This is a genomic window from Rhizobium sp. YTUHZ044 (assembly GCF_051123975.1).
Lineage (GTDB): Bacteria > Pseudomonadota > Alphaproteobacteria > Rhizobiales > Rhizobiaceae > Rhizobium.
Genome location: NZ_CP101428.1, coordinates 414,398 through 426,519, shown reverse-complemented (window position 1 = coordinate 426,519; position 12,122 = coordinate 414,398). Strand labels below are relative to the sequence as shown.

12 protein-coding genes are annotated in these 12,122 nt (G+C 58.8%); 3 read left to right on the top strand and 9 right to left on the bottom strand.

What is annotated here, in order from left to right; translation table 11 throughout:
- Nucleotides 1-107: 107 nt before the first annotated feature.
- The 4 genes from NL154_RS27370 to NL154_RS27355 form a co-directional block, all read right to left on the bottom strand.
- On the bottom strand, nt 108-1,313 hold the full coding sequence (locus tag NL154_RS27370; protein ID WP_221145228.1) for an ABC transporter substrate-binding protein: 1,206 nt from the start codon (nt 1,311-1,313) through the stop codon (nt 108-110).
- 73 nt (nt 1,314-1,386) lie between these two features.
- A complete protein-coding gene (locus NL154_RS27365) occupies nt 1,387-2,244 on the bottom strand; it encodes a carbohydrate ABC transporter permease (RefSeq protein ID WP_434734425.1) in 858 nt (285 codons plus the stop codon).
- Complete coding sequence (locus NL154_RS27360) at nt 2,241-3,125, bottom strand: carbohydrate ABC transporter permease (protein WP_097601388.1); 885 nt, start codon at nt 3,123-3,125, stop codon at nt 2,241-2,243. The genes NL154_RS27365 and NL154_RS27360 overlap by 4 nt, the downstream gene beginning before the upstream one ends.
- A gap of 13 nt (nt 3,126-3,138) precedes the next feature.
- On the bottom strand, nt 3,139-4,296 hold the full coding sequence (locus tag NL154_RS27355) for a Gfo/Idh/MocA family protein (RefSeq protein WP_434734424.1): 1,158 nt from the start codon (nt 4,294-4,296) through the stop codon (nt 3,139-3,141).
- 286 nt (nt 4,297-4,582) lie between these two features.
- Between NL154_RS27355 and yghX the strand changes: the two genes are divergently transcribed.
- Complete coding sequence (gene yghX / locus NL154_RS27350; protein ID WP_210632389.1) at nt 4,583-5,470, top strand: YghX family hydrolase; 888 nt, start codon at nt 4,583-4,585, stop codon at nt 5,468-5,470.
- A gap of 52 nt (nt 5,471-5,522) precedes the next feature.
- Here yghX and NL154_RS27345 read toward each other — a convergent pair whose 3' ends face one another.
- On the bottom strand, nt 5,523-5,963 hold the full coding sequence (locus tag NL154_RS27345) for a DMT family transporter (protein WP_210632388.1): 441 nt from the start codon (nt 5,961-5,963) through the stop codon (nt 5,523-5,525).
- Nucleotides 5,960-6,445 carry a DMT family transporter gene (locus tag NL154_RS27340; protein ID WP_210632387.1) on the bottom strand — a complete coding sequence of 162 codons (486 nt, stop codon included), beginning with the start codon at nt 6,443-6,445 and terminating at the stop codon, nt 5,960-5,962. The genes NL154_RS27345 and NL154_RS27340 overlap by 4 nt, the downstream gene beginning before the upstream one ends.
- A 116-nt stretch (nt 6,446-6,561) precedes the next feature.
- On the opposite strand from NL154_RS27340, the gene NL154_RS27335 reads away from it, so the two are divergent.
- Nucleotides 6,562-7,398: a pirin family protein gene (locus NL154_RS27335; RefSeq protein ID WP_434734423.1), complete on the top strand. Its 837-nt coding sequence runs from the start codon at nt 6,562-6,564 to the stop codon at nt 7,396-7,398.
- A gap of 173 nt (nt 7,399-7,571) precedes the next feature.
- Complete coding sequence (locus NL154_RS27330; RefSeq protein ID WP_064695708.1) at nt 7,572-7,796, top strand: hypothetical protein; 225 nt, start codon at nt 7,572-7,574, stop codon at nt 7,794-7,796.
- A gap of 36 nt (nt 7,797-7,832) precedes the next feature.
- On the opposite strand, the gene NL154_RS27325 is transcribed toward NL154_RS27330, so the two are convergent.
- From NL154_RS27325 to NL154_RS27315, 3 genes are all read right to left on the bottom strand, one after another.
- Nucleotides 7,833-9,827, bottom strand: a complete 1,995-nt coding sequence (locus tag NL154_RS27325; RefSeq protein ID WP_434734422.1) for a glycosyltransferase — start codon at nt 9,825-9,827, stop codon at nt 7,833-7,835.
- The gene (locus tag NL154_RS27320; RefSeq protein ID WP_434734421.1) at nt 9,809-11,041 is read right to left on the bottom strand and encodes an HlyD family secretion protein; all 1,233 of its coding nucleotides are present in this window, start codon (nt 11,039-11,041) and stop codon (nt 9,809-9,811) included. The genes NL154_RS27325 and NL154_RS27320 overlap by 19 nt, the downstream gene beginning before the upstream one ends.
- A gap of 399 nt (nt 11,042-11,440) precedes the next feature.
- Nucleotides 11,441-11,641 (bottom strand): hypothetical protein, encoded by a 201-nt coding sequence (locus NL154_RS27315; RefSeq protein WP_184458619.1) that lies wholly within the window; start codon nt 11,639-11,641, stop codon nt 11,441-11,443.
- Nucleotides 11,642-12,122 lie beyond the last annotated feature (481 nt).

Here is a 12,122-nt window from a genome sequence, read left to right as displayed (position 1 = left end):
ACTGCACAGGCAAGGTGCTGCAGCGTTACGCATCCGATAAGACGCGTGACGCTGCAGGGGAGGGATCGCGGATTGTTGCCTCCACGATCCCAAGGCGCGAAGCAAGCTTACTTGAAGGCTTCGATTTCGCCAGCCGCCTTCTTCAGCGCGGCCTCCGGTTCGGCCTTGCCTGTGACGACCGACTGGATCATCTCGATCATCGAGTTCTGGAAGCCCTTGTAGTCGGTGAAGAGCGGTTCCGGACCACCATAGTCGATGCCTTCGATCAAGGGCTTCCAATAGGGATCCTTGGCGACGAACTCGTCAACCTTCTTCGAGGGCCGCAGCGGGGTGAGGCCGGCGCCGCCCTGCAGCTCGTACTCCGATTGCACATCCGGCGAGGTGATGAACTTGGCGAATTCCGTCGCCTTGTCTTCGACGCCGGAGCCCTTGAAGATCGCCAGGCTGTCGGTGATCAGCAGCGTGCCGGGGCCCTTGGCGTCGGGACCGAGCGGCAGCGTCGTGATGCCCCAGTTGATCTTCGTTTCCTTCAGGCGGGAGGCAGCGCCGGATCCTGCCTGGATCATCGCAACCTTGCCGTCGAGGAAGATGGCGCGGACTTCGTTCTGCTCATAGGCCGTCGGGCCTTCCTCGGAGTAGGGGACGATATCCTTGTAGGCCTTCAGCGCGGCGAGAATCTGCGGGCTGTCGAGCGTGATCTTGCCTTCGGCATCCGTCACCGCGCCGTTGTTGGTGTAAACCCAATGCATGAACTGGTGCATGGTGTTGTCGAAGGTCTTGGCGGAGAGACCGAAGCCCGGAATGCCGGTCTTTTCCTTGATGGTCTTGGCCATCTCGATTTCTTCGGCCCAAGTCTTCGGCGGCTTCTCGGGATCGAGGCCGGCCTGCTTGAAGAGATCCTTGTTCCAGTAGAGCGCCTTGGTGGAGAAGGCGATCGGAACGCCCCACTGGTTGCCTTCGAAGGTCACCGTGTCGACGATGTGCGGATAATAAGCCTTCTTTTCGTCGTCGGTCATCGGCACCGGAACGATGAGGTCGTTCTGGGCGAATTCCTTCAGCGTACGCGAGCCGACATAGGCCATGGCAACAGGCGTGCCGGCGGCGGCGAGCGTCGTTGCCTTGTCCTGGCACTGCGCCCAGCCGACGACTTCAGGCGTGACCTTCCAGCCCGCGTTCTTTTCTTCCCACTGCTTGATGTATTTGGTGTGGACCGGATCGATCGTGTCGCCGCAATAGATCCAGCTGATTTCCTTATCGGCCGCATGGGCAGTGACCGCGGTCAATGCCGTCGAACCGAGCAGGGCGAGCGCCATAAGGCCTGTCTTGATTGCTATGCTCACGTTGTGACTCCCAATGTGGTTGTTAGCTGTTCACTGATTATTGCTCTTATTGTTTCACCGCACCGACGGTCAGACCGCCGACGAGGTAACGCTGAAGGAAGAAGATGACGACCATCGCCGGCGCGATGCCGACGAAGGAAGCCGCCATCAGTTCGTTCCAGATGACCTCCTGCTTGCCGAAGTAAGCAAAGAGCCCCACCGGCAAGGGCATGTATTCGCTCTTCGAGTTGAACGTCAGCGCGAAGATGAATTGCTGGGCGTAGGCGCCGATGAAGGTGGTGATGGCGACGACGATGATCCCCGGCATCGCGATGGGCAGGATGACGCGGCGCAGCGTGTAGAAGTGGGTGGCGCCATCCATGAAGGCAGCTTCGTTGAGTTCCTGGGGAATGCGGATCATATAGGTGCGTAGCAGCCAGATCGCCGAGGGGATCAGGAAGGCGACGCCAGGCACGATCATGGCGAGATAGGTGTTGAGCACGCCCATGCTGCGCATCAGCCGGAAGAGTGGGATGAGCAGCACGGCGCCGGAGAACATGTTCACCGTCAGGAAGGCGCCGAGCAGGATGCCCATGCCCTTGAATTCGAACTTGGCGAAGGCATAGGCCGCCGGAATGACGAGGCAGAGCACGATCAGCGTGACGATGATCGAAATGAAGAAGGAGTTGAAGATATAGCGCCCGAAACCCGGCACGCTGATCCACATCGTCCGGTAGGCTTCGAACGAGCCGTTCTCCGGCCAGAAGCGATAGGGCGAGGAGAAAAGCTGGGCAAGCGGCTTCAGCGATACGAGGAAGCCCTCGACGAAGGGCGCCAGCACGAAGAACAGGAACACCGCGATGCCGCAATAGATCAGGATGATTTCCCACCAGCGGTAACGGTCGATCATGGCGGCACTGCTCATGCGCGCTTCTCCGGGTTGAGTCGGCGGGTGACACGGAAATAGGCAAAGCAGAAGAGCGACAGGAAGATGCAGATCAGGACGGCGCGCGCCGCCCCTTCGCCGTATTTCTTCGAGCCGATCGCGGTCTGATAGGTGTCGATGATCATCGTCGTCGTCTCGCCGCTCGGACCGCCCTGCGTCAGGATCCAGATGATGTCGAACGAGTTGAAGGTGGCGATCAGCGACAGCATCGACATGGTGATAATCGCCGGCACCATCAGCGGCAGGGTGATGCGGCGAAAGCGGTACCAGCGGCCGGCGCCATCGGTCCAGGCGGCTTCATAGAGATCCTTCGGAATGGACTGGATCGCCGCCAGGAAATAGATCGTCACCAGCGGCACGCCGATCCACACGTCGGTGACGATCGTCGCCCAGAAGGCGGTGCTGCCATAGGCGAGGAAGGCGACCGGGCCGTCGACGAGGCCGAAGCGCTGCAACAGGCCCGAGATCATCCCGAACTGGCCATTATACATCCAGCCCCACATGAAGATGCCGATCGCCATCGGCACGATCCATGGCGGCATGGTCAAAAGCCGGAACAGCGAGCGGCCCGGCACGGCGGCATTCAGCATGCAGGCGCCGAATGTGCCAATCACCATTTTCAGCGCGACGGAGAAGAAGGTCCAGACGAAGGTTCGGAGAATGACCTCCGCAAATGTGGCGTTGAAGATCTTCTCGTAGTTGACCCAGCCGACCCAATTGGTGGTCTTCTTCAGCGACGCATCGGTGAAGGAGAGAATGAAGGTATCGACGAGGGGATAGGCGACGATGGCGAGGACATAAAGAACGGCCGGAAGAAGAAGGATCCAGGCGAAGATGAAGGCGCTTCTTTGAACACTCATCTTGCCGCCTTCCTCAAGCCGCTCTGGCGTGAAGGGCCTCGTCGAAGCGGTCCCACACGGGACGCAGGTCGACGACCGATTTCTTCATCCTCGCTTCGTCCATGGCAAGGGCCAGGATGCCGGCCTCGAGCGCGTTCAGCGTCGAAACCGGAAGCTCGAGGCCGGTGCGCACGCTTTCCAGGAGGTCGCTCGCCATCTGTTCGTCGGCGCCGTAATGCTGGGACAGTTCGGTTGCAGCATAAGTGTTTGCGACCACCTTGTTGCCGGTCAGCTGTTCGTGCACGTTGAGATAGCCGCGAACGAAATCGCCTTCGGCCATGCCGCGCGAGCCCATGATGGCGAAGCGGCGGAACTGGTCGGGTACGTTCAGATTGGTATGGAAGTTCATGCCGACGCCATTGGCATATTCGACGATCGCCACCTGATAGTCGATGATATCGGCATCGCTGTCGAACACCTTGTCCGACCCCATCCAGCCACTCGGCTTGCGATGGAAAAGCTCGAGGTCGTTGATGCCCTCGCGCGTCGGATCGTTGGCCGGAATGAAGCTCTTGCGGCCGCCGAAACTGGCGACGCGCTCCGGCCGCGCACCGACGACACCATTGTAAAGGTCGAGGTCGTGGCAGCATTTCTCCAGCATGAAGCTGCCGGAATAGCGCTCATAGCGGCGCCAGTCGCGCATGAAGAAGGCGCCGTGATAGGGCTCGATATGTTCGGAAGCCTCGATCGACACGATCTGGCCGAGCTTGCCCTCGGCCTGGATGGCGCGCAGATCCTTATAAAGAGGCGAATAACGCAGCACGAGACCGACCATCAGCCGCTCGTGGCCGAACTTCGCCAGGAGATGGGCAAGCTCGATGCTCTCGGCGATGGTCGTGACGATCGGCTTTTCGCAGAACACCTTGAGGCCGGACTGGAGCCCGAGCCGGATGTGGTCGAGATGCAGGTGATTGGGGGAACCGATCATCAGCAGATCGAGCTTTTCCGAGGCGAGCAGCTCTTCCGGCGTACCATAGGCCTTGCCGGCGGAAATACCCTTTTCCGTCAAGCCGGGAAGGCCGGCGGGATGCGGATCCACGTAGCCGACGATGTCGAAGCTGCTATCGATCGCCTTGAAGACGTAGCCGAGGTAGCCGAGCCGGAATCCGAGCCCGATGATGCCCACTTTCATGCCGATCAAGTTCCCAACTAAGTAATTTATTTTCTTTAAGTTGAGACAAAAATTGGAGGGCGTCAATAGAAAACGGGCCTCACGCCACGGCCATGAAATTAATTTTCATAAACCGGCAGGCGGCTTTCGATTTTCATGCGGTCGACGACCGGATGCGGAAGCGCCGAATGGTTGCAACTGACGCCAATTTCGCCGGCAAGCTCACGCAGAACTCGCGAAATGTTGAAAAGTCGAGCACGCTGGCCTGTGTAGGATGGATGGGAACCGGAGGCCAGGAGGAGCCATCATGACCCGCATGACAGCCAAGGATTTCCCACAGGAACTGCTCGAACTCTATGATTACTACGCGCATGGGAGGATCACCAAGCGCGAGTTTCTCGACCGCGCCGGCAAATTCGCCGTCGGCGGCGTGACTGCGGCCGCCATCCTGGCGTCGCTGAGCCCGAATTATGCGTTGGCGACCCAGGTCGAGGCCACCGATCCGGATATCGCCGCCGAATACATCACCTACCCCTCGCCGAAAGGAAATGGCGATGTGCGCGGCTATCTCGTCCGCCCCAAAAACGCCACCGGCAAGGTCGCCGCCGTGGTGGTCGTGCACGAGAACCGGGGCCTCAACCCCTATATCGAGGATGTGGCGCGGCGCGTGGCGAAGGCCGGCTTCATCGCGCTGGCGCCCGACGGCCTCACTTCGGTCGGCGGTTATCCCGGCAATGACGAAAAGGGGCGGGAGCTCCAGCAGAAAGTCGATCCGGAAAAGTTGATGAACGACTTCTTCGCGGCCGTCGAGTTCCTGATGAAGGGTGACCTCACCACCGGCAAGGTCGGCATAACAGGCTTCTGCTACGGCGGCGGCGTGGCCAATGCCGCGGCGGTCGCCTATCCCGAACTGGCCGCAGCCGTGCCGTTCTACGGCCGGCAGCCGCGCGCCGAAGACGTGCCGAAGATCAAGGCGCCGCTGCTGCTCCACTATGCCGGGCTGGACACGGGCGTCAACGAAGGCTGGCCGGCCTATGAAGCGGCGCTGAAAGCCGCGGGAAAAACCTATGAGGCCTATATCTACCCCGACGTCAATCACGGCTTCCACAATGATACCACGCCGCGCTACGACGAGGCGGCGGCCAAGCTGGCCTGGCAGCGGACGGTCGACTGGTTTACCAAATACCTCGCTTGAGAATGCAGCGGCTTGGTGATCCGGCGGCGGGGAGGCGTTCCCGCCGCCGGGGTTATTTCGGAGCGCCGGCCCTGCGCCGTCCCCGACTGACCATCATTCCGCCTATGATGAGAACAATCCCGCCGGCATTCGCCCAGAAGGAGGCCGGCACGGCGCTGAGATAATCAAACGCCACCCCCGTGACCATCTGCCCGCCGATGATCAGCAGAGCCGAGTTGACTGCGCCGATCCGCGCAATCGCCCAACTGCCGGCCGCCACGAAGACAACGCCGAGCGGACCGCCGAGATAGGCATACCAGGGCGCCTCGGCAGCCCCCGCAGGAAGCAGGCCGCCGACGACGACACCGAGGCAGGTGAGGACGGCAAAGCCTATCGCGTGATTCCAGAAGGATGCGATCAGCGGCGTCGTCGAGATGCTCAGCCGCCCATTAAGCTGACGGCTGAGGCCGACGAGCACGCCGCCGAGGCAAGCGAGGAGAATGAAGAGCGTCATGCCGCGCCTCGCCCGAACAGGATGATCAGCGCCGCTCCCGCAACGACCAGGCCGAGCGCAACGATGTCGCGGGTATCGGGATGCCGCTTTTGCAGGCCGAACAGCCCCCAGCTGTCGGCCGCGACGCTGAAGACGACCTGGCCTGCCAGGCCGAGAGCCAAGGTGCCGGAGAGCCCGAGCGGTGAGTTGACCGCGGTCGAGGTCAGCATGACCGTTGCCGCGCCGGAAATGCCGCCGAAATAGGCCCATAAGGGCGCCTTCAAGATCTTTTCCTGCCTTGGCATTCGCCGCCGGTGAACCAGCAGGAGAAGAATGACGGCGGCGATGATGCCGGTGCCGTGAGCGGTCCAGGAAGAAAAAAGCGGATTTCCGTACCGTGCCAGCTCGCCATTGAGATGCACCATGAACGTCAGGAGCCCACCCGTGGCAAAAGCGCCGGCAAAGTAGATCGGATGCGGATTTCGTGCGGCGTCGATGGTCATTGGAGATCCCGTATGCGAATCGATTGCGGCGGATGTTTTTCAAATTGCCACTAAGGCCATTCATCGGCATCCTCAGCAAGACGTGTCGTCATAGCCTGACAGGCATGGAGGACGCGATGCTGCTCAAAGGCGAACGGACATTCCTGGTGCGGGATGCTGGCGGTTTTGTCGCGCACATCAATATGCCGGGATGGTTGAAGCCGAAGCCGACGGACCACGGCCATGGCCCTCTCGCCATGGTCGTCGAATCCATTCTCGACCCTGGCCGGCTGATCGCGATGCACGAGCACAGAAACGACGAGATCGTCTCCTGGGTGCCTGATGGCGTGATGCGTCACCAGAACCGAGCCACAGGCTGGCTGCTGATCGACCGCCATCATCTGATGGTGATGAATGCCGGGAAAGGCTTCTGGCACTCCGAGGAGACGCTGGTGACCGATCCGCCGCTGCGAATGGTGCAGATCCTCATTCGTCCGCGTGCGGTCGATCTGCAGCCCAAAATTCAATACGGCCCGATCCCCACGGTCGCGGCGAATGTCTGGCGACACCTGGTCGGCCCGGAAGGGGAGGGCGCGCCGTTTTATGTCCGCAGCGCTGTCGACATCTTCGACATCCGGCTGGAAGCGGGTGCGCGGTCGGAATTCCCGCGCAAGCAGGGCAGGGATCTCTACTTCTATGTCTTCCATGGCTCGATCACCGTTGACGGTCAGACCTTCGTGGACGGCGAGCAGGGACTGCATCTGTCGGATGCCCGCCTCGACCTCGAGGCCAAGGATCCAGCCACGCTGATCGCGTTTCTCCTCTACGCAAACGCACCGGTCGCCAAGCAGGGGACCGTCGGCGACCACGAGAAGATACCGTCGGCCCTCGTCATCAGAGCGCTTCTGAAATGGAGGAAATTTCGGCAGATGTGGCGACGGTCCTCGTTAGGCGCGCTTCTGCGGCAACGGTGATTACCGCAAGTCGCTTCCGCTTTCGGCAATTGTGCGGTAGCCTGTCCGTTCGTTCACATCCAGCGGAGATTTTCGCTGGGAGCCCAGAGATGCCGAGGCTAAATGCGATTGTGAACGGAACAAGCATGCCTGCAATTGGGTTTCGAACCTTAGCGTTTAAAAGGAGGAGCATCATGCCTACGGTTGCCGCGACGCCCATCACTCCGCCCGATCAGCACGTTGTCACCGCACGCGAAGCCATCGAGCCGCTTTATGAGAAGCTCGAACTTCAAACGGAATCGCTGGTTCTTTCTGCAGCGCTCGAAGCAGGATGGTCTCCGGACGAGGCAACGGAAGCGCTGGCGGCGCTCAGACTGCAGGACGCGCTGTCCATCCTCGACGAACGATCCGGGCAATAAGTTGAAGAAGCGCGACAACCTCTCTCACGAGCCGGGCTACAACGTGCGCGTACGCCCGAATGACCGCAACAGCAGATTAAGAGAGACGGCAATCTTGTCGATGTCGCGAACGTCCCGCGAATATCGACCGGTGTAGAGTTTTACAATCATGCTGTCGCGAGCAGAGCCGCTGAGTTCAAAATACAAGTGCAGGTAATAGGCTTGCTTGTCGCCGCCGCGACTTACGCTCCTTCGTCGTTGGGTGATCTGTCCGAGCTCCGCTTTGATCGGGGCGAAGCCAGAGAGTTTCAGCATCGCCGATTTGGATTGAAATCGGACCATGTCCGGGACTGCAACGACCGCCTTGTCGAGTGCGAGACTGACGACTTGGCCGGGGACATCGTTGACGATGGCGGGTTCATCGAGCTTGAACGCATGAAACAGGCGCCGGGGTTTCTCAAAGCAGATGAGTGACGCAATCAGCAGGACGACAATATTGATCCCTGACCACCATGCCGCGACCGGCGAAAACTGGCCTTGTACATGCGACGTTTCCGGTACGATGTTGACCAGCAGACCAACCACGGTGATCGTGATCATGCTTGCGATCCAGGCGAAGCTGTAGCGGTCGAACTGGTTCGCCTCGTTGCCACTGCCCTTTGGCGTCACCCTGAAAGGCTTGCCAAATGGTCTCACCAGGCTGGAGACCACGGTCGGCAACATGCGGAATGTCGCAAAGGTACCGACGGCGCTGGAAACCACAGGCAGATAGCGCGTCGGCGTGATCCACAGCATGAGCAGAAAATACGCCGCCAGCAGCGGCACCTGATGAGATACATAATCGGCCATATCCGTGAAATAGAGCGGAAGCAGGCCGAACCAGAGATAGACGATGGGGACAAGCAATATAGTGAAGCGGACCAGATACTGCACCAGCCATGATGCCGGCAGGAACATGATCCGTTGAAAGAGCGTCAATCCCGGGCCGCGCAGCGGGCCATTATACAAGTACAGGGTTTGAATACCCCCCTGGCACCATCGTTCGCGCTGCACGAAATAACCGGTCAGGTTTTCGGCGGCCAGTCCCATCGATAGCCGCTCGTTCAGGTAGCGCGTCTTGTAGCCTTTGTTGAGCATCGAAAGAGTTGTCAGCAGGTCTTCTGTGATCGACTCCGTCGGAAAACCGCCGATTGCATCGACGGCCTGGCGGCGGGCAATCGAGCATGACCCGCAGCAGAAACTGACGTTCCAGGCATCTCGGCTGGGCGCGATCTCGTCAAAGAACAAACGCTGCTCGTCCGGCCAGATATTCTCCAGGCCCAGGTTTGATTGCACCGGATCGACATTGAAGAAATGTTGAGGTGTCTGGACGATACCGATGCTTTCGTCGGAAAAGAAGGGCAGGGTCCGGCGAAGGAAGTGTCGATAGGGAACAAAATCGGCATCGAAAATCGCAATAAACTCGCCCGAGCTGACCTTCAGCCCATTGTTCATATTGCCGGCTTTGGCATGGCTGTTGTCGCCGCGCGTGACGTGGATGACGTTCTTTTCTTCGCAATAGGCCTTCAGCCAATCCCGGCGTTGATCGTCAAGCACATACACATTCAATTTGTCCGCAGGATAATCCAGCGAGCGGGCGCCGATGATGGTTCGCTCGAGAACATCGAGCGGCTCGTTATAGGTGGGAATGAAAACATCGACTGTCGGCAGCTCACGCTTGTCGCGCGCAAAGAAAACACGACCCAACCTGTCGGTTTCCGCGCTCCGGTCGACATAGCGGCTCATCAATACCAGAAAAAGGATGACTTCGACGCAGGCGAGAACCTCGACGACAAAGAGGATCCAGACCCAGTAGAAACTCGCACCGTCGTTCGGATAGGGAAGCACCGTCTCGGTCAAGCGCCAGTACATGTATCGCAAGGCGAATGCTGCGACGAACGCGCAGGTTACCGCCCGTGTCCAGGTGTGATGCCGCGACCAATTGAACGGCCCCAGAAAGAAGAAGGCCATAACGAGAAAGGTCGGAACCAGCGCTAGAAGATACTGAACCACAGGCTTTTGACCCAGTTGGATACGTCGATGCCGTGCTTGGAAAACCGTACCTGCACTGTGCGCCCCACCTGGCAGGAGTTCGCAAAATCGTCGTTCATGAAAGATGGATCGAGGCGAACGCGAATGCGGGCATTACGCTCGGTCGACGGCGGTAAACTGGCGGCAAAGGAATCGGCCTCGACCGAAGCCGAACTGCCTCTGGCAGAAATGACGGTGCCTTGGAAGACATCGCTGCGGCCGAACAAGCGCACCTGCGCAACAAGCCCCGGATAGATCTCGTCATAATTGACCTCGGGAACAAGGATATCCACAAACAGCTCTCGACAGTCGAGGAGGCGCATCAACTCGTCGTTCAGCACCACGTTGGAACCGTCGACGATGCTCCTGGTCCAAACAACGCCGTCGAACGGCGCTATTGCGGTCGCGGATTCAAGGCTGCTGACGCGATCTGCCTCTTTGACCAGCTGCTTTTGAACTTCGGTGGCTCGTGTCTCATTTTCCGCGATGCGTGAGTTCAAGTCGTTGATGCGAACGACAACCTCGTCTTCACGCTGTCGCGAATAAGGCACGTCATTCTGTCCGTCGCCGAAGACAAAGATACCCTGGCGGACCGCATTGAGCCTTTGTTCCAATTGATCGACAGTCAAATTGCTGATTTCGACCTCGCCGCCAGTCGCAGCTCCGGCGGCCCGCGCGACCTCAACCAGCTTCTGCGTCAGAATGCCTTTTGACTCGAGCTCCATCCGGCGATTCAGGTCGACCTGCGCGACCAGATCCTGAGCTTGCGACACTTCGACTTTTTTCCGCAGGATTTCGACTTCGCGCTCGAGATTGGCAATGGTGGTCTGCCTGTAGATTTCCAATCTGGCAGACAATTCCTCGCGAAGTGCGGAGAGCTCCTCCCGCTCCTTTTTAAGTGCCGCGACGCGGTCGAGTGCCGTGTTGCGATCTGCCTCGAGCGAAGCGAGGATTGCACGATTGACGCGTGTATTTCGGATTTCTGCGAGGGGTTGCCCCGCCTTGACCGGGCTGCCGACCTTGAGGGGTTCTTCCGCAATCGTGCCGTCGATTGGGGCATTAACGACAGCAAACCGGGCATTGACTGTGCCATCAAGGCTCGTAAAGCCGGTAATCGTCGGCAATGACAGGACGGTCACGAGTGCCAGCAGCAACAGGCCGACGACGATGCGTGTGATGCGATGGTTCCAGATCATATTGTCATCCGAAGGTATCGCTCTGCAGCCATCCGTCGCTAGGGGACCCGGCACAAACGGATGCAACTCATTATTGCATAAATTAGCGCATTGAGAATTAGTAGACAAGTGATGGTCGTAACCTGCGACAGAAACAATTCGGCTTTGGAGCAAATGCCGCCGACGGAGGCGTGGGCATATCGATGCGGTGGTCAACCATCCCGGCGCAGCGAACTGACGTGGTGGGGTATGGGGTGATGAAAATCGCCGCGCCGCGCCTGTAATGCCGACATCTCATTAAGACAGAAACGGCCTAATTCCACGCGATCAAAGAGCGGTTCAGCTTTTCACGGAAGCACAGAACCGCTCTACTCTTTTGTGTTTACGCAATTCCGGACCCTGTCATTTCCTGGAACTGCTTTAATTCGGTCGAAGCTTTTTGGTCGCGATCAGCATGACAAGATCTTCCGAGGCGTCTGCGAGCGTCAATGCCAACTCCGCAGCCGACCATCCACGTTTCTGCAAACTGACGAGCATTTCCACCATTGCGACTTCGACTTCTCGTCTGCAGCTCGAAATCGGCTTCAATTGGATTACGTTCTCATCGCATGCGGTAGTCATCTTAGCCTCCTCTGCCACATGAAGGGCAGCGTCAAAGAAATTCGACAATGGGTGGATATGATAGGGGTTGCGTGCAAGCCTCGAGCCTTTACGCATCGACACAGATGGCCTCGGTTGCGCGCAACCCCTCGCGCGCCATTATTTGCCGATGTCCGGCCTCAGGAGCGTCTCGCATGAATCGGCACGATGGGCGGTAGAATCTCTCCTGGCGCACCCTCAGGATGATTGCTGTTGCAAGCCAAGGCTTGCGCAAATCGCACACGACTATTTCCCCGATAGTTCACGACCTATCCTCCCATGTTCGCATCTTTTGTTTTGAATAAGTGTCTTTTTACGTTGACGGCGCTTCGACACTACATTGCACCGGCAGTTGAGTATTTTGGAAATTTCCGAACGTCCCTCGGAATTAACCATTGCTTATTTAGATATATGAACGGGACGCAATTGTCGTTATCGCCGCATCCAGAAAATTATCGGTCCG

Excerpts from the sequence above, each read along its gene's own strand:
- NL154_RS27370 (WP_221145228.1), bottom strand. The coding sequence starts at position 1,313 with ATGGCGCTCGCCCTGCTCGGTTCGACGGCATTGACCGCGGTCACTGCC.
- NL154_RS27365 (WP_434734425.1), bottom strand. The coding sequence starts at position 2,244 with ATGAGCAGTGCCGCCATGATCGACCGTTACCGCTGGTGGGAAATCATC.
- NL154_RS27360 (WP_097601388.1), bottom strand. The coding sequence starts at position 3,125 with ATGAGTGTTCAAAGAAGCGCCTTCATCTTCGCCTGGATCCTTCTTCTT.
- NL154_RS27355 (WP_434734424.1), bottom strand. The coding sequence starts at position 4,296 with ATGAAAGTGGGCATCATCGGGCTCGGATTCCGGCTCGGCTACCTCGGC.
- yghX (WP_210632389.1), top strand. The coding sequence starts at position 4,583 with ATGACCCGCATGACAGCCAAGGATTTCCCACAGGAACTGCTCGAACTC.
- NL154_RS27345 (WP_210632388.1), bottom strand. The coding sequence starts at position 5,963 with ATGACGCTCTTCATTCTCCTCGCTTGCCTCGGCGGCGTGCTCGTCGGC.
- NL154_RS27340 (WP_210632387.1), bottom strand. The coding sequence starts at position 6,445 with ATGACCATCGACGCCGCACGAAATCCGCATCCGATCTACTTTGCCGGC.
- NL154_RS27335 (WP_434734423.1), top strand. The coding sequence starts at position 6,562 with ATGCTGCTCAAAGGCGAACGGACATTCCTGGTGCGGGATGCTGGCGGT.
- NL154_RS27330 (WP_064695708.1), top strand. The coding sequence starts at position 7,572 with ATGCCTACGGTTGCCGCGACGCCCATCACTCCGCCCGATCAGCACGTT.
- NL154_RS27320 (WP_434734421.1), bottom strand. The coding sequence starts at position 11,041 with ATGATCTGGAACCATCGCATCACACGCATCGTCGTCGGCCTGTTGCTG.
- NL154_RS27315 (WP_184458619.1), bottom strand. The coding sequence starts at position 11,641 with ATGACTACCGCATGCGATGAGAACGTAATCCAATTGAAGCCGATTTCG.